Origin of the sequence: Nonomuraea sp. NPDC049637, assembly GCF_040675235.1 — a bacterium.
Taxonomy (GTDB): domain Bacteria; phylum Actinomycetota; class Actinomycetes; order Streptosporangiales; family Streptosporangiaceae; genus Nonomuraea.
In genome coordinates, this window is record NZ_JBFAOM010000016.1 from 187,865 (window position 1) to 203,885 (window position 16,021).

The following is a 16,021-nucleotide window of genomic DNA, read 5'->3' on the forward strand; positions in this document are numbered from 1 at the left end:
CCTGCCTGGCGGCCGGTCAGATCGCGTCGGTGAAGCGGGTGAGAAGGGTGCGGAGGGTGGCGCGTTCCTCGGGGGTGAAGGCGGCGGAGATGCGGCGTTCGATGATCACGGCTGCCTCGTCCGCCACCCGCAGCGCCTCGCGGCCGGCGTCCGTGAGGTGGGTTTCCAGCATGGTGCGGTGCCACTGATGGGGGGAACGTTCGATCAGGCCGTGTTCGAGCAGGTTCTTCAGTACGACGTTCATGGCCTGCGGCGTGACCAGGCATGCCCTGGCCAGGGCGGCGGCGGAGATGCCCGGGTTGGCGTGGAGGGCGAGGAGGGCGGCGTACTGGGGCACGGTCAGTCCGGCGGTCTTGACCGCGGCGTGCTTGGCCGCCATGAGTCGCTGCTCGGCACGCTTGACGTCGAGGCCGAGCCGCTCCTCCGGGGGCATGTCCATGCCAGGAGCCTACAAGTCGGCAGGAACTCAAAGCTCTTATAGTCATAAAAGCTTTGATAGTGTTCCGGGCATGTCCGTTATTCCGGAGAGCCATCTCGACCTGTTGACCCGTCCCCTGTACGTCCATCTGGCGACGTTGATGCCCGACGGCACCCCGCAGGTGACGCCCGTGTGGACCATCTGGGACGGCGAGTTCCTGCGCTTCACCACCACGAACGACCGGCAGAAGGGGCGCAACGCCGGCGCCCGCCCGCACGTGGCGATCTCGGTCAACGATCCGGAGCAGCCGTACCGCTACCTGGAGGTGCGGGGCACGGTGGAGCGGGTCGAACCCGACCCCCAGGGCGACTTCTTCGACGTGCTGGCCAGGCGGTACGGCCTCGACTACGCGCGGCCCGTCGGCGACGCCGAGCGCAGGGTGGTCATCGTGGTGCGGCCCACCCGCTGCACCAGCCAGTGACCGGACACCTCTAGGACGGCTGCCGGGGGCGGGGCCGGGCGCGCATGTGCATGCGTTCGCCCTGCCGTCCGAACAGGTTGAGCACCTCCACCGGATGATCGCCCGCCGGGCCGAACCAGTGGGGCAGATGGGTGTCGAACTCGGCGGCCTCGCCGGGCCCCATGACCAGGTCGTGGTCGCCCACGATCAGGCGGACGCGTCCCGAGAGCACGTACATCCACTCATATCCCTCGTGCGTGACGGGCTGCGGCTGGTTCTGGTCGGCGGGGATGACTGACTTCCACGCCTGCAGCGGGCCGGGCTGGGTGGTCAGGGGCAGCACGGTCCGGCCGTTGCGGACCACCGGCTTGAGCCGGACGCGCGGGTCGCCGACCTCCGGCGCGCCGACCAGCTCGTCCAGCGGCACCTGGTGCGCCTCCGCGATCGGCAGCAGCAGCTCCAGGCTGGGCCGGCGCTGCCCCGACTCCAGGCGCGAAAGCGTGCTCTTGGAGATGCCGGTGGCCTCGGCCAGGGCCGACAGGGTCACGCCGCGCTGGGTGCGGAGATGCCTGAGCCGGGCGCCGACCTGGGCCAGCGTGGCGTCGATCCGGGATTGCTGGTCCATGGGGCCCATTCCACCTCCGATTTCCCAGAAATGGCAACAGAAGTTGTCGTTCCTGCGTGCCGGATCGCAGCATCGGGGCCGGAGGTGATCGCCATGACGACGGCGACGAACAGCAAGGACACCGAATACGACGTGGTGGTGGTCGGCGCGGGGGCGGCCGGACTGAGCGCGGCCCTGCTCCTCGGCCGCGCGCGGCGCAAGGTGGCGGTGGTCGACGCGGGCGCGCCGCGCAACGCCCCGGCCGCGCACATGCACGGCTTCCTGTCCCGCGACGGCCTGCCGCCCGCGACCCTGCTGGAGCTCGGCCGGGCCGAGATCGACCGGTACGGCGTGCGGCTCCTCCGGGGGCGCGTGGAGGAGGTCGAACCGGGCTTCGCGGTGCGGCTGGAGGGCGGTCCGGTGCTCGGCGCCCGCCGCCTGCTGGTCGCCACCGGCCTGTACGACGAGCTGCCCGCCATCCCCGGCGTGCGGGAGCGGTGGGGCAAGGACGTCCTGCACTGCCCCTACTGCCACGGCCACGAGGTCGGCGATCAGGCGCTGGCGGTGCTCGGCACGCATCCGGGGGCGGTCCACCAGGCCCTGCTGCTGCGCCAGTGGAGCGACGACGTCGTCCTCCTCACCCACACCCTCGACCTGACGCCGGAGGACCGCGACCGGCTGGAGGCCCGCGGCGTGCGCATCGTCGAGGGCCCGATCGACCACCTCGTCGTCGAGGACGGACGGCTGCGCGGCGTCGAGCTCACCGACGGGCGGGTGCTGCCGCGCGCCGCCGTGTTCCTGTTCCCGCGCATGGTGCCGCAGGACCAGGTGCTCACCCGTCTGGGCTGCGACAAGGACGACGCCGGCTGGGTCGTCACCGACCGGACGGGACGGACCAGCGTGCCCGGGGTCTGGGCGGCGGGCAACGTCGTCGACCCGCGCGCGCAGGTCGTCACGGCGGCGGGAACGGGGTCGGCCGCCGCGTCCGCCGTCAACGCCGACCTGGTGGACGAAGAGGTGCGGGACGCCGTCGAGCGGCGCCGCGCGACGTCCGTCCTGGCTCGTTAGCCCCCCCGCACGCAAGGAGACTTCGTCATGCCCGCGCATGTTCCCGGCTCGGTGCGCAGCGTCACCGAGCAGAACTTCACCGAACGCGTCCTCCAGGCGGGACGTCCGGTCCTGATCCAGTTCTGGGCGGCCTGGTGCCGTCCGTGCCAGATGGTCACCCCGATCGTGGAGAGCCTGGCGGCCGACCGCGCGGGCGAGGTGGACGTCGTCCGGGCCGACCTGGACGACCAGCCCGGCCTGGCCGCCCGGCACGGCATCACCGCCGTCCCCGCCTTCGTGGTGTACGCCGGCGGCCGGCCCGCCGGTTCCTGGACGGGAGCCGCTCCCCGGCACGTCCTGGACGAATACCTCACCTCGGCCCTGCGCGCGGCGGGGGCGGACCGATGAGCGCCACGGCCACCGGACGGGCGGCGGTCGCCCGCGGCAGGTTACCGCTGGGGGTCTACCTGCTGTCCTTCAGCCTGTTCTCGATGGGCAGCGCGGAGTTCCTGCTCGCCGGGGTGCTGCCGGCGGTCGCCGCGGACCTGCGGATCACGCTGGCCTCGGCCGGCGGGCTGATCTCGGCGTTCGCGGCGGGGGTCGTGATCGGCGGGCCGCCGCTGGCCGTCATGACCCTCCGCTGGCCGCGCCGGACGACGCTGGTGGTCGCCCAGGCGGCCTTCGCCGCCTGCGTGGCGATCGGCATCCTCACCGACAGCCATCCGGTGCTGCTGGTCACGCGCTTTCTCTCCGGTCTGGCGTACGCGGGGTTCTGGGCGGTGGCGGCGGTCACCGCGATCGGGCTGGTCCCGGCGGACCGCACCGCCCGCGCGTCCGGGGTGGTCGTCAGCGGGCTGAGCCTGGCGATGATCGCTGGCGGGCCGGCCGGGGCGATGATCAGCTACTTCACCGGGTGGCGCGGCGGGTTCTGGGCCGTGACCGCGCTCACCGTCGCCGGCGCCGTCCTGACGCTCGTGGCGCTGCCCGCCACCGGCGGGCACGGGCAGGCGAGCGTCCGCGGCGAGCTCCGCACGATGCGCCGGCCGCAGCTGTGGATCGTGTACGCCGTCACCCTGCTGAGCACCGCGGCCTACATGATCTCCTACAACTACCTGGCGGCGTTCCTGACGCAGGTCACGGGCGTGCCCGGAGTCTGGGTGCCGGTGATCCTGGCGCTGTTCGGCGTGGGGGCCTTCGCCGGGCTGTCGGTCGGGGGCCGCATCGCCGACCGGCTGCCCACCCACGCGCTCCTGGCGGGGGCGCTCGGGATCGCGGCCTGCTCCGTGCTGCTGGCCGTGCTCGGGCGGCACGTCGCGGCCGTCGTGCCGCTGGTGCTGCTGCTCGGCGTCGCCGGGTTCGTGCTGAACCCGGCCGTCTACGGGCGGGTGTTCGCCATCGCGTCGGGGGCGCCGGCGCTCGCCGGGGCCACCACGGTCTCGGCCTTCCAGCTGGGCATCAGCCTGGTGCCGGTGCCGGCCGCCGTCGTGCTGGACGCGGGGGCGGGGGTCGCCGCCGTCCCGTGGATCGGCGCGGGGCTGGCCGCGCTCACGGTCGTCCCCGTCCTGCTGGACCGGTTGGCCTCGCGCCGGACGGGCTAGCAGACGCCGGGCAGGCCGCAGACCTTGACGGCCATCTTCCTGGCGTTCTTGGTGAGCCGGCCGGGGTCGTAGTCGCCCTCGTCGGTCCGGTAGATGATCAGTGCGCTGCCCCGGCGCGCGACGACCCCCGTGACCGTCTGGTCCACGTTGCCGTCCTGCCGGGTCCGGTAGCCCATGCCCATGGCCTCGTCCCCCGCCTTCACCTTGGTCGTCCGCCACTGGATCTTGAGCGCGGGCGCCGACGGGTCGCCCTTGCGCGCGCACCGCGCGGCCTCGGCGCGCAGGCCCGTGAGCGCGGCGTGGGCGGCCCGGGGGCTCCTGTAGAGGACGAGCTGCTCGGCCGACTCGCTGGGCCCGGTGGTCCAGTGGCTGATCGTGCGGGCGGCCGTCCGGCCACGGTCGACGGCACGCCGATGCCCGCACGGGTTCAGCTCGAAGGGCGCGGTGAGCCTGTCGCTGATCTTGTATCCCTGCTCGGCGGCGTCGTCCGGGCTCAGCGGCACGCGCGCCTCGCGCTCGGTGAACAGGAAGTTCTTCGGAATCTCGGTCACGGCCGCCGGAGACAGGGCCAGCAGCAGGGAGAGCGTCACGCCGATCATGAACAGTTGGATGCCGCCGGGACCGGCTTGGTTCTTGGTGTGTGGCGCGGATCACAGGGGCGTCGTGTCACGGATGGGGCGGGGTCTTGCATCACGTGGTCAGACGCACCGTAGGAAAGGGCACGGCGATGACCACACAGCGCGAGAACGGCAAGGCTCCGCACCACGTCCTGGTGCTGGGGGCGGGGTACGCGGGGATGGCGGCGGCGATCCAGCTCGCGGCGCGGACCAAGGGCCGGACGGACGTCCGGGTGACCCTGGTCAATCCGCAGGAGCGGTTCACCGAGCGGTTGCGGATGCACGTCGTGGCGAGCGGGCAGCAGGTCGCCGAGATGCGCATCCCTGAGCTGCTGGAGGGCACCGGGGCCCGGTTCGTGCGCGGCTGGGTGACCGCCGTGGACGTGCGGGCCAGGAGCGTGCGGATCGACGACAACCAGGTCCTGCACTACGACACCCTCGTGTACGGGCTGGGCAGCGTGGCCGACACGGTGACGGTGCCGGGGGTGGAGGAGCACGCGTACACGCTGGACAGCGTGCCGGACGCCGAGGCGCTGGCCGCCCGGCTGGGCCGCCTGGGCAGGGGCACGGTCGCCGTCTGCGGCAGTGGGCTGACCGGCGTCGAGTCGGCCGCTGAGATCGCCGAGCGCCACCCCGAGCTGGACGTCGTGCTGCTCGGCAGGCAGGAGCCCGGCGCGGCCATGGCAGCCGGGCCGCGGGAGTACGTGCGCAAGGCGCTGGCCCGGCTGGGCGTCCGGGTGCGCAGCGGCGTCGAGGTCACGAAGGTGCTGCCCGGCTCGGTCGAGGTGGTGTGCGGACCGGACGCGGAGAGCGTCGCCGCCGACGTCGTCCTGTGGACGAGCGGCACCCGGGTCTCGCCGCTGGCGGCGGCCGCCGGGCTCACCGTGGACGACCGCGGCCGGATCGTCACCGACGCCTTCCTGCGCTCGGTCTCGCACCCGGACGTGTACGCCCTCGGCGACGCCGCCGCGATCCGCCAGGGCTACGGCGTCATGCACGGCACCTGCCAGAGCGGCATGCCGACCGGCGTGCACGCCGCGGTGTCGATCCTGCGCGCCCTGGACGGCCGGCGGCTCAAGCCGTTCCGCTTCGGCTACTACCACACCCCGGTGAGCCTCGGCCGCAACGACGGGGTCGTGCAGTTCACCCACCCCGACGACAGCCCGCGCAGGGTGTATCTCACCGGTCGCACGGCCGCACGGTATAAGGAGACGGTGACCGCAGCACCCTGGCCGACGTACCTCCGCATGAAGAAGATGCCGGTCTCCGGCGCGCTCTGGCCGCGTGGCGGCCGGTTCACCCGGATCGGCGCCGCGCGATGAGCCGCGCCTACTCGGAGCAGGACCAGCGGGTCTTCGACGAGCATCGCAAGCTGCTGTTCTCGGTGGCCTACCGCGTGCTCGGCTCGGCGGCCGACGCCGAGGACGCGGTCCAGGACGCCTGGATCAGGTGGTCGGCCGACGACCGTTCGCAGGTGGCCGATCCGAAGGCGTACCTGGCGCGGATCGTGTCGAACGTGGCCCTGCAGCGGCTGCGGTCCACTCAGTACCAGCGCGAGACGTACGTGGGGCCGTGGTTGCCGGAGCCGATCCTGACCAGCGCCGACACCGCCGACGACGTCGCGGGCGCCGATTCTGTCTCGACGGCGATGCTGGTGGTCCTGGAGACCCTGAGCCCGCTCGAACGCGCGGTGTTCGTGCTCAAGGAGGTCTTCGGATTCAGCCACGCCGAGATCGCCGAGGCGGTGGAGCGTTCCGAGGCGGCGGTGCGCCAGGTCGCGCATCGGGCGCGGGAGCACGTACAGGCCCGGCGGCCGCGCTTCACGGCGGACCGGACGCGGCAGCGGGACGTCACGCGGCGCTTCCTGGCCGCCGCGACCGGCGGCGACATCAACACGCTCATGGAACTGCTGTCCCCTGACGTCACCCTGTGGACCGACGGGGGCGGCAAGGTGCGCCAGGCGCTGCGTCCGGTCGTGGGCGCGAACACGGTGGCCGCGTGGTTCGCCGCGATCGGCACGGTCGCCTACCAGGGCGTCGAGCCGGGCGACATGCGGGCCGAGCTGGCCGAGATCAACGGCGGCCCCGGCGTGGTGTTCAGCGGCCGGGGCCGGGTCGTCGCCACCGTGACGTTCGACTTCGACGCCGACGGGCACATCACCGCCATCCACAACGTCGCCAACCCCGACAAGCTGGGCGCGGTCGCGGCGGGCACCGCCCGCGACCTCACGCCTTGACAACCGTTGCTGACCCAGGCGGTGGCGACGACCTGACATGTCGGTTGTCCGCCATGCCCTAGTCATGGTGTGTACGTCCCTTTCTGGCGAAACTTTGTTCTGCCGGTTGCGCAACCCCCCAACCGGTAGAAAGAGAGCCACCGCCATGCCATTCAGTCGTAGAGCGGCGCTGCTCAGCGCCGCCCTCGCCGCCACGCTCGTCGCGGCCGGCACCGGAAGCGCCCACGGTGACGCGACGGCCCCCGCCCCCGGAGTCGCCGCCGGAGTCACCGGCGTCCCGGCGTCGTCGGTCACCACCGCGCGGGTCACCCTCATCACCGGGGACGAGGTCGTCGTGGCCAGCCAGGCCGGCCGTCCCGTCTCGGTCACCGTCACCCCCGGCGAACGGTCGGCCGGCGACCTGCGCACCTACACGGTCGGCGCCGACGTGTACGTGATGCCGACCCAGGCCGCGCCGCTGGTCGCCTCGGGCCAGGTGGACAAGCGGCTGTTCAACGTCACCCAGCTCATCGCCCAGGGGTACGACGACGCCCACAGCGAGTCGATCCCGACCATCGTCCGCTACTCCGGCAAGGGCCTGGCCAAGGCCGCTCCGCCCGACGGCGGCCGGCTCACCCGGTCCCTGCCCGGCATCCGGGGAGCGGCCGTCGCCGCGGACAAGAAGCGCGGCGGCGCGTTCTGGGAGGCCGTGGACGACGACACCGCCAAGGCGGGCACGCCCAAGGCCCGGCTGTCCGGGGGCATCGAGAAGCTCTGGCTGGACGGCAAGGTCAAGACGCTGCTCGACAAGAGCGTGCCGCAGATCGGCGCCCCCGAGGCCTGGGCCGCCGGTTACGACGGGACCGGCGTCAAGGTCGCCGTCCTGGACACCGGCGTGGACGCCAAGCACCCCGACCTGGCCGACCGGATCGCCGACAGCCGCAGCTTCGTCCCCGGCGAGACGGCGCAGGACGGCCACGGGCACGGCACGCACGTCGCCTCCACGATCGCGGGCAGCGGCGCGGGCTCGGGCGGCAAGTACAAGGGCGTGGCCCCCGGGGCCCGGCTGCTCGTGGGCAAGGTGCTGGCCGACGAGGGCGCCGGCATGGAGTCGTGGATCCTCGACGGGATGAACTGGGCCGCCCACTCGGGCGCGAAGGTCGTCTCGATGAGCCTGGGCGGCCAGGAGGGCGCCGACGGCACCGACCCGATGGCCGTGGCGGTCAACGGGCTGACCGCCGAGACGGGCGTGCTGTTCACCATCGCCGCGGGCAACAGCGGCCCGGGGGCGACCACGGTGGGCTCGCCCGGCGTGGCCGACGCGGCGCTCACCGTCGGCGCGGTCGACTCGGCGGACGCGGTCACCGGCTTCTCCAGCCGCGGTCCCCGCGGCGGCGACGGGGCGCTCAAGCCGGAGATCACCGCTCCCGGCTTCAAGATCGTGGCCGCCCGCGCCGCGGGCACCTCGATGGGCACGCCCGTGGACGGCACGTACACCACGGCGAGCGGCACGTCGATGGCCACGCCGCACGTGGCGGGCGCCGCCGCCATCCTCGCGCAGCGGCACCCCGACTGGACCGCCGTGAGGCTGAAGAACCAGCTCGTCAGCACCGCGCGGACGACGGCCGGCACCCCCGTGCACAGCCAGGGCGCCGGCCGGGTGGACGTGAGCCGCGCCGTACGCCAGCCCGTCTCTGGCTCCGGCGTGATCGACTTCAGGCTCGCCGACTGGGACGCCGGAGAGCCGGCCACCAAGCAGATCGAGTACGTCAACGACGGCGACCAGCCCGTCACCCTGACCCTGGCCGCCAAGGGCGCGGGCGAGGACCTGCCGGCCGCGGCGCTGACCCTGGGCGCCCAGACGGTGACCGTGCCGGCGCACGGCACCGCGTCGGCGGCCGTCACCGTCGACACCTCGGCCGTGCCGGCGGGGGCGCACGGCGCGCACGTCACCGCGACCACCGCCGACGGCCAGACGGCCGTGACCACGGCCGTCGGCTTCGTCCGGGACGTGGAGCGCTTCGACGTCACCCTCAAGGTGCTCGACCGGGACGGCAGGCCGACCACCGGCGCCGCCGTCGTGCACGACATCAACCTCGACAGGCTGGCCCTTCCGGACAGCTACCTGATCGGCGCGGACGGCACCGCCAAGGTCCGGCTGCCCCGGGGCGAGCACGCCTTCATGGCGGAGATCTTCCACTACGCCGCCGACGGGAACCGGGTCTGGGAGTACACCTACGGCGCCGAGCCGGGCGCGGTCATCGACTCCGACCGGACCGTCACCTTCGACGGCGCCAAGGCCGGGCCGGTCACCATGGACACCCCGAAGCCGAACCAGACGGACCGGGTCCGGCTCGGCCTGGCGATCCAGAACGCGGCCGGCACCAGCGCCTACGGCCTCGAACAGTGGATGAACGGCGAGACGAAGGTGTACTCCGTCCCGTCCCAGGGCACGAGCAGCCGCTTCGAGTCCCGGGTCGCCTGGTCGCTCACCGCGCCGGAGCTGAAGGCGCAGGTCCTCGGCGCCGGGGCCGAGCCGATCGAGCCGGCCTACTTCCGGGGCCGGGCCGGCTCCGCGCGCATCGACGGCACCCAGGTCCTGCGGGCCGCGGACGCCGGGACCGGGCGTCCCGAGGACTACGCGGGGCAGGCGGTCCGGGGACGGCTCGCGCTGGTCAAGCGCAGCGCCGAGGTCACGCCGCAGCAGCAGGTCGACAACGCCGCCGCCGCGGGCGCGGGCGCGGTCATCATCTACAACGACAAGCCCGACAACTGGGGCGCCGACAACTGGAGCACGTCGCCGACCAGGATCCCGGCGATGACGCTCGCGGGTGAGCAGGGCGCCCGGCTGGCCGCGGCGGCGGCCAAGGGCAGGCTGCAGGTCCGGCTCTCGGGCACGGCGGTGAGCCCGTACGCCTACGAGCTGGTCAAGTACCGCAACGGCGGCGTCCCGGCGGACCAGCGGTACAAGGTGCGCGAGGGCGAGCTGGCCACCGTGCAGTCGTCGTTCCACGCCTCGGCGCCGGCCACGGAGGCCGGGTACGCCCGGTCGCTGGTCTCGCCGATGCAGGGCACGGCCTACGCGGTCTTCACCCGGCTGATCACGCCGCGGCCGCTCACCGAGTACGTCACGGCCGACCTGCGGACCTTCGAGTCGATGCAGGTGGGCTCGGTCTGGGAGGGCGGCCAGGCGTGGCAGCAGACCGCGCCGTCCGTGCTCAAGGCCGGTCAGCGGGTGTCGCGCGACTGGAACAAGGCGGTGGTCCGCACGGCGCTGCCGGCCGCGGTGGACAAGTCCGCGGTCCGCGAGGGCGCGGTCGGCGTGGTCTTCGCGGGCGGGCTGTTCGACACCGCGCCCGGCCAGACGTACCTGTTCCGCGCCTCCGCCGACAAGGAGCAGTCGACGGTCTACCGCGACGGCGAGCTGCTGGGCTCCGCGCCGTCGGCGGCCGTCGCCTTCCCGGTGGTGCCCGAACGCGCCCAGTACCGCGTGGTGACCGACGTGCAGCGGAACCAGCCGTTCTGGACGACCTCCACCAAGGTGCGCACCGACTGGACGTTCCACTCGCAGCAGGTGGCTGCCCAGGACCTGCTGCCGGTCCTGTCGATCGACTACGACCTCGACGTGGACGAGAGCAACAGCGCCCGCGCGAACGCCCCCACCCGCGTCGGCCTCGGCCTGCGCTACCCGAAGGGCCTGGCCGGGCCGCGCATCACCCGGGCCGCCCTGTGGACCTCCGCCGACGACGGCGCGACCTGGCAGCCGGTACGGCTCGCCGGGGCCGGTGAGCGCGCCTTCACCGGCACGATCAGGAACCCGGCCGAGCCCGGCGGGTTCGTGTCGCTGCGCGTGCAGGCCGCCGACGCCGACGGCGGCACCGTCGAGCAGACCGTGACCCGCGCGTACCAGCTGCGCCGGTAGTTCCAGGTGAGGGGCGTCCCCGGCGGGGGCGCCCCTCACGGCGGGATCATGCCGGACCGGGCCGCGTACCAGGCGAGCTGCATGCGGCTGTCGGTCCCGGCCAGCTTCATCAGCCGCCGGATCCGGCGCTGGACGGTGCGCTCGCTGGTGCCGAGCCGGCTGGCGACCGTCTTGTCCGGCATCCCGGACAGCAGGTACGTCATCAGCGTGACATCGGTGTCGTCCCAGGCCGCGACCCCTTCGGTCACACTCGTGGCGGTGAGCCGCAGCGGGGTCGCCGCCTGCCACACCCGCTCGAACAACGCCACCAGAAGGTGGACCAGGGACTGCCCCCTGACCAGGAGGAAGCCCGGCTCCACGCTCGTCTGGTCGGGCAGGACGGGCAGCAGCACGACCTCCCGGTCCACGATGATCATCTTGCTGGGCAGCTCGGCGGCGATCCTGATCTCGTAGCCGCCCTTCAGGAACCTGGCGATCTCGGCCGGGGCCCTGGGGTCGTCCAGCGCGGCGCGTTCGTACACGTAGCGGTAGGTGGCCAGGGCGTTGGTGGAGTCGTCGAGGCTGACGTCGAGCACGTACGGAGGCCGGAAGAAGGCCAGCACCTCCCGCCGGGCGCCGCGTTCCAGGTTGCCGAGCCAGGTGGCGAGCTGTTCCGGCGTGGTGAGCGCCTCGATCTCGCCCGCCGGGGAGGCCGCGCCCGTGCGGTACACCTCCACCAGCTCGGCCAGCCTGCCCTGCACCTGCTGCAACGCGGCCTGGCGCTCGGCGATCAACGTGCCGAGGCCCACGTCGGGGGGCACGGCCATGTACAGCCCGGTGTTGTCGCGGCTGGCCAGGCCGAGCGCGACGAGCCGGGTCACGGCCGCCGTCACGGCCGTCACCGGCAGGTCCAGCGCCTCGCCCACTTCGGGGATCGTCACCCGGCGGCGGCGCAGGAGCTCCAGGTAGACGACCTCCTCCTCGTCGCTGAACCCCAGCCTATCCAGCATCTCTCAGCACTTTCCGGCTGTCTCGCAGCATCAGTGTCGCTCGTACGCGGGCGCGGCCAGCTCCCAGAGGCCGACCGGACGCAGGGCGCGCGCGGCGGCGAGCAACTGCTTCTCGGGCACGTCGCCGGCGGCGATCCGCAGCAGGGTGTTCCCGCGGGCGGTGAAGACGACCCTGCCGTAGTCGTACCTCAGCACCCACAGGTCCGGCGCCGCCTCCGTGCAGGTCATGTGTCCCGGGTCGGTGCCCTCCCGCTCGCACGCGTGCTCGGGAGACACCGTCTCCGGCAGCACATCGACCGCGACGGTGGCGGCGTCGGCGCGCTCGTACGTGAGGCTGAGGTCCGGGTGGTGGATCTCCACCTCGGTCAGCCGGAAACCGGGCAGGTCGGGCACGACGTTCGTGGCGTTCCGGGCGGCCATGGCCTGCGCCTGTGCGGCGAGCGCGGTCACGTCGTGGTTCGACCAGGCCGCCAGGAACACGGACGCGGCCACGCCGACCGCCGAGAGGCGCAGCGGCGTGGCGACGGGCAGGGCGATCCCCGCTCCCAGCGCGTAGCCGCACGCTCCGGTGGCCATGGTGATCAGGCCGACGCGCCAGGCGCCGAAGGCGAGGAGGGCGGAGAAGGGCGCGGTCATGGTCAGGCCGACGTGCAGTGCGATCAGGGCGAACTGCCCCAGCAACGCCACCAGCCACCAGTTGCGCAACATGGCGTACCAGGCCAGCAACATCCCGGCCGGAAGGGGCGCGAACAACATCAGCAGCAGGTTGCCCGCGGCGTCGTCAGGGCCGTGGAAGGCGAGGACGGCCTGTGCCAGCCCCACGACGGCCCCCACGAGGGCCGCCCGGATCAACGCGTTCATGCCCGATCATGGACGATCTTCGCCCATTCCTGTCAAGAGGGGGCATCCGTCCGCTTCCGCTGCGAGAACCAGCGCCAGGACGGCGGCAGCAGCAGCAGGACGACGACGGGCAACGGCCCGGCGGCGTTCTGGGGGAGCAGCCCCAGCAGGTCGAGACGGCCGGAGTCGGCCACGTCGATCACGACGGAAACGACGACCTCAAGCAGTTCCAGGGCGACGGCCGCCCAGAGCACCCACGTCCTGCGTCCGCCGAAGCGCCCCATCAGCCGGCCGGCCGCCCAGAGGAACGCCACTTCCCACGCGATCAGGAGGAGCAGAGCGGGCACGAAGCCGGACAACGCCGCGCCGCCCCCACGGGGACAGGGAAAGCCTGTGTGAACCCCGTCTTTCGAGCAGGGGACGATCGTCCGTCCCGGAGGCCCCCAATTGGACAGCGGCATGCGCGCAACGGATATTGGACGGGAATGGAGGATCTATTACATGGATGCGCGTCTGGACCATCTCGTTCTCTGGGTCTCCGACCAGCTTGCCGCCCTGCGCTTCTACGAGCAGGTGGTGGGCCTGCCCGGGGTCCGGGGGGAGGAGTTCCGCGAGGGCGAAGCGGGGTTCCCGAGCGTACGGATCGCCGAGGGGACGATCATCGACCTGATGGCGCAGGACGTGTCGAAGGGCGTGGAGGAGGGCACGGGGGTGACGGGCAGCGCCGGGCACCAGATCAACCACTTCTGCCTGTCGGTGAGCAGGGAGGACTTCGAGGCGCTCAAGGCCCGGCTGAAGGACCACGGGGTCGAGGTCACCGGCACCGGCTCCAACTCCTTCGGCGCCCAGGGCATCGCCCCCGAGACCATCTTCTTCCCCGACCCGGACCGCAACGTCATCGAGGTCCGCTACTACCGCTGAGCCGGCGGAGTTGTCGGTCGGGTTTGATAGACAGGCGGCATGGGTGTGAGCGTCGACGAGTTCCTCGATCTGGTGCGTGGGTTGCCGGAGGTGACCGAGCATCCCGGCCCGGAGTGGGTCGGTTTCAAGGTCCACGGCAAGGGCTTCGGCTACCTGTGGGAGAAGACCGAGACGGTCGGGGTCAAGGCCACGATCGAGGAGCAGCTGGCGCTGGTGGCCGAGCGGCCCGAGGTGTTCGAGGTGCAGTTCACCGCGGGGCGCTTCGGGTGGGTCGTGGTCCATCTCGACAAGATCGACATCGACGAGCTGTTCGAGCTGACGGCCGAGGCGTGGTGCCTGACCGCGCCCCGGCCGCTGGTCAGCGTGTTCGAGGCGGAGCACCAGATCGCGCCGTCGTGAGCCGGGGGTAGTCTCGGGCAGCGTGACCCCCGTCGACATCCGGCTTCGCGAGTGGCGCGAGGACGACGCCCCGGCCGTGCTGCGCGCGTTCCGTACGCCCGATCTGCGCCGCCAGTCGTCCTTCCCCGTCGTCACGCTCAAGGACGCGGTGGGCTGGATCACCTCCTGGACAGGCGTCGGGCACGCGTTCGCGGTGACCGTCGAGGGCGGCGCGGTGGTCGGCAACGTGGCCGTGGCCGGGATCGACGCCCACGACAACGGCTGGGTGTCCTACTGGGTCCTGCCCGCGTACCGGGGGCTCGGGATCGCGACGGCGGCCACCGAGGAGCTGGCCCGGTGGGCGTTCGGCGAGCGCGGGCTCTTCCGGCTGGAGCTGGGGCACCGCACGGACAACCCGGCGTCGTGCCGGGTGGCGACCAAGGCGGGGTTCCGGGCGGAGGGCATCGAGCGCGGCAAGCTCCGCGACGAGGGCGTGCGCCTCGACGTCGAACGCCACGCCCGCCTGGCCACCGACTGAACGCCCGTCCCGCCCGGTCGCGGCCCGTCGGTGCCGGCCGGAGCGGGCCGGCACCGCGGACGGCGGGTCACGGAAGTGTTTGCCAGACGCCGAAGGGGCTGTCGGCGCCGGGCGCGGTCTGCTCGCGCAGGTGCAGCTTGCCGTCGGTGCCGACGGCGAACAGCACCACGCCGCCGGCCTGGTCGAGGGCTGCTGCCGGATAGTCGGTGATGGCGCCGCCGAGGCTGCTCCACCCGCCGTACGTCCCGTTGGGGCTGACCTGCTTGGCCATGCTCACCCCGGCGTCGGCGTTGCGGTGGAACATGAGGATCCTCGCGTCCGGGCCGGGCGGGGTGGTGACCAGTTCGGGCTCGCCCACCCCGGCCTCGCCCCCGATGACGACGGGCGCGAGGGTGAAGACGCCACCGGCCGTCGTCTGTTTGGTCACGACCAGCTCCGCGGTGCCGGCCCGGCGATAGGCCAGCTCGATCCTTCCGTCCTGGGCGAGGGCCGCCGTGGGCGGGCTGGCCGGGGTCATCGACGGCAGCAGAGTGTCGGCGACGAAGGCCCCGCCGGGTATGGCCTGGTACCAGCGCACGATCCGGGTCCTGCTGGCGGCGAACAGCTCGATGCGGCCCTGCGGGTTGGTGACCGCGGTGAGCCCGTCCTGGATGTCGCTGCCGCCGCCGGACAGGGCCGTCCACGAGCCCCACGTGCCGCTGTTGGCCGCCGACTGGGTGCGCGTGCTGACGCCGCCCGCGCCGTTCTTGACGAAGATCTGCAGCCGGCCGTTGCCGTTGGCGGCCACCGCGGGCACGCCGATCTGCTCGGGGGCGCCCGTGCCCGGGTTGCCGAGGTCGCTCCAGGTGGCGGCCCAGGAGCCGCCGGCGGTGGTCTGGCTCAACGACACGACGTGGTGGTCGGACAGCCGCTGGGCGAAGATCTGCAGGCGGCCGTCGGCGTTGACGCCCACGCTGACCGCCGGCCTCAGGGGGCCGCCCGCGCCGCCGAGGACGGCGGGGCCGCCCCACTGCCCGGCCGCGGTCTGCCAGTAGGTGCTCACCACGCCGCTGCGGACCACGAAGACCTGGGGCCGGCCGTCGGCGTTCCGCCCTGCCCAGGCCGTTCCGCGGGCCCACCGGTAGTACATGCGCGACTCCCACCCGTCGGGGTCGAAGGGGTCGTACTGGAAGTAGCTCTGCAGGACGGTGTTCTTGCGGGTGACGGTGGCCGCCGACAGGTTGACCGGCACGTCGGAGATGTTGTAGTCGCGGTAGTTCACCTCGACGAGCGGCACGCCGTAGGAGGTGGCGGCGGCCGAGGCGAACGCGGAGGACGCCACGTGGTCGCCGTGCCCGGGGTTGTAGCGGTTGTCGGGCATAGGGTCCATCGCCCGCAGGACGGTGGGCTGGTAATGCTGCATCAGGCCGCGCAGTACGGCGACCACGTCGTCGTAGGCGTAGGTGTACGACTGGGTCACCAGGCTGCCCTGCGG

At 72.9% G+C, this 16,021-nt stretch carries 17 protein-coding genes; 10 read left to right on the forward strand and 7 right to left on the reverse strand.

All coding sequences use genetic code 11. The annotated features are described in order from the left end of the window. Positions 1 to 16: 16 nt before the first annotated feature. A complete protein-coding gene (locus AB0J71_RS23515; protein ID WP_364415953.1) occupies positions 17 to 439 on the reverse strand; it encodes a MarR family transcriptional regulator in 423 nt (140 codons plus the stop codon). Between the two features lie 70 nt (positions 440 to 509). Between AB0J71_RS23515 and AB0J71_RS23520 the strand changes: the two genes are divergently transcribed. Beyond that, on the forward strand, positions 510 to 899 hold the full coding sequence (locus tag AB0J71_RS23520; RefSeq protein WP_358290172.1) for a PPOX class F420-dependent oxidoreductase: 390 nt from the start codon (positions 510 to 512) through the stop codon (positions 897 to 899). Between the two features lie 10 nt (positions 900 to 909). On the opposite strand, the gene AB0J71_RS23525 is transcribed toward AB0J71_RS23520, so the two are convergent. Next, positions 910 to 1,503: an XRE family transcriptional regulator gene (locus AB0J71_RS23525; RefSeq protein ID WP_364415955.1), complete on the reverse strand. Its 594-nt coding sequence runs from the start codon at positions 1,501 to 1,503 to the stop codon at positions 910 to 912. Between the two features lie 93 nt (positions 1,504 to 1,596). On the opposite strand from AB0J71_RS23525, the gene AB0J71_RS23530 reads away from it, so the two are divergent. The 3 genes from AB0J71_RS23530 to AB0J71_RS23540 are packed head-to-tail and all read left to right on the forward strand — an operon-like array spanning position 1,597 to position 4,127. Further along, the gene (locus tag AB0J71_RS23530; protein ID WP_364415957.1) at positions 1,597 to 2,550 is read left to right on the forward strand and encodes an NAD(P)/FAD-dependent oxidoreductase; all 954 of its coding nucleotides are present in this window, start codon (positions 1,597 to 1,599) and stop codon (positions 2,548 to 2,550) included. Positions 2,551 to 2,577: 27 nt separating this feature from the next. Continuing rightward, positions 2,578 to 2,937, forward strand: coding sequence for a thioredoxin domain-containing protein (locus tag AB0J71_RS23535; RefSeq protein ID WP_364415959.1), 360 nt, complete (start codon positions 2,578 to 2,580; stop codon positions 2,935 to 2,937). Next, positions 2,934 to 4,127, forward strand: a complete 1,194-nt coding sequence (locus tag AB0J71_RS23540) for an MFS transporter (RefSeq protein WP_364415961.1) — start codon at positions 2,934 to 2,936, stop codon at positions 4,125 to 4,127. The genes AB0J71_RS23535 and AB0J71_RS23540 overlap by 4 nt, the downstream gene beginning before the upstream one ends. On the opposite strand, the gene AB0J71_RS23545 is transcribed toward AB0J71_RS23540, so the two are convergent. After that, positions 4,124 to 4,726 (reverse strand): hypothetical protein, encoded by a 603-nt coding sequence (locus tag AB0J71_RS23545; RefSeq protein ID WP_364415963.1) that lies wholly within the window; start codon positions 4,724 to 4,726, stop codon positions 4,124 to 4,126. The genes AB0J71_RS23540 and AB0J71_RS23545 overlap by 4 nt on opposite strands. Positions 4,727 to 4,854: 128 nt before the next feature. On the opposite strand from AB0J71_RS23545, the gene AB0J71_RS23550 reads away from it, so the two are divergent. From AB0J71_RS23550 to AB0J71_RS23560, 3 genes are all read left to right on the forward strand, one after another. Then, entirely contained in the window at positions 4,855 to 6,066 is a 1,212-nt protein-coding gene (locus AB0J71_RS23550; RefSeq protein WP_364415966.1) for an FAD-dependent oxidoreductase, read from the forward strand. Further along, positions 6,063 to 6,980 (forward strand): RNA polymerase sigma-70 factor, encoded by a 918-nt coding sequence (locus tag AB0J71_RS23555; RefSeq protein WP_364415968.1) that lies wholly within the window; start codon positions 6,063 to 6,065, stop codon positions 6,978 to 6,980. Before AB0J71_RS23550 ends, AB0J71_RS23555 begins: the two co-directional genes overlap by 4 nt. Positions 6,981 to 7,125: 145 nt before the next feature. Beyond that, on the forward strand, positions 7,126 to 10,881 hold the full coding sequence (locus AB0J71_RS23560; protein WP_364415971.1) for a S8 family serine peptidase: 3,756 nt from the start codon (positions 7,126 to 7,128) through the stop codon (positions 10,879 to 10,881). A gap of 35 nt (positions 10,882 to 10,916) precedes the next feature. On the opposite strand, the gene AB0J71_RS23565 is transcribed toward AB0J71_RS23560, so the two are convergent. From AB0J71_RS23565 to AB0J71_RS23575, 3 genes are read right to left on the reverse strand one after another with little or no spacing between them, the layout of a single operon-like run. After that, positions 10,917 to 11,870: a helix-turn-helix domain-containing protein gene (locus tag AB0J71_RS23565; RefSeq protein WP_352322202.1), complete on the reverse strand. Its 954-nt coding sequence runs from the start codon at positions 11,868 to 11,870 to the stop codon at positions 10,917 to 10,919. A gap of 30 nt (positions 11,871 to 11,900) precedes the next feature. After that, positions 11,901 to 12,731, reverse strand: a complete 831-nt coding sequence (locus AB0J71_RS23570) for a hypothetical protein (RefSeq protein WP_364415973.1) — start codon at positions 12,729 to 12,731, stop codon at positions 11,901 to 11,903. A 32-nt stretch (positions 12,732 to 12,763) separates the two neighbouring features. Then, the gene (locus tag AB0J71_RS23575) at positions 12,764 to 13,057 is read right to left on the reverse strand and encodes a hypothetical protein (RefSeq protein WP_364415975.1); all 294 of its coding nucleotides are present in this window, start codon (positions 13,055 to 13,057) and stop codon (positions 12,764 to 12,766) included. Positions 13,058 to 13,211: 154 nt separating this feature from the next. Between AB0J71_RS23575 and AB0J71_RS23580 the strand changes: the two genes are divergently transcribed. From AB0J71_RS23580 to AB0J71_RS23590, 3 genes are read left to right on the forward strand one after another with little or no spacing between them, the layout of a single operon-like run. Further along, complete coding sequence (locus AB0J71_RS23580; protein ID WP_352322207.1) at positions 13,212 to 13,631, forward strand: VOC family protein; 420 nt, start codon at positions 13,212 to 13,214, stop codon at positions 13,629 to 13,631. Between the two features lie 39 nt (positions 13,632 to 13,670). Then, positions 13,671 to 14,030: an MmcQ/YjbR family DNA-binding protein gene (locus AB0J71_RS23585; RefSeq protein ID WP_352322209.1), complete on the forward strand. Its 360-nt coding sequence runs from the start codon at positions 13,671 to 13,673 to the stop codon at positions 14,028 to 14,030. A gap of 22 nt (positions 14,031 to 14,052) precedes the next feature. Continuing rightward, positions 14,053 to 14,547, forward strand: a complete 495-nt coding sequence (locus tag AB0J71_RS23590; protein ID WP_352322211.1) for a GNAT family N-acetyltransferase — start codon at positions 14,053 to 14,055, stop codon at positions 14,545 to 14,547. 67 nt (positions 14,548 to 14,614) lie between these two features. Here AB0J71_RS23590 and AB0J71_RS23595 read toward each other — a convergent pair. After that, a partial coding sequence (locus tag AB0J71_RS23595) for a hypothetical protein (protein ID WP_364415977.1) occupies positions 14,615 to 16,021 on the reverse strand: 1,407 nt, incomplete at its 5' end.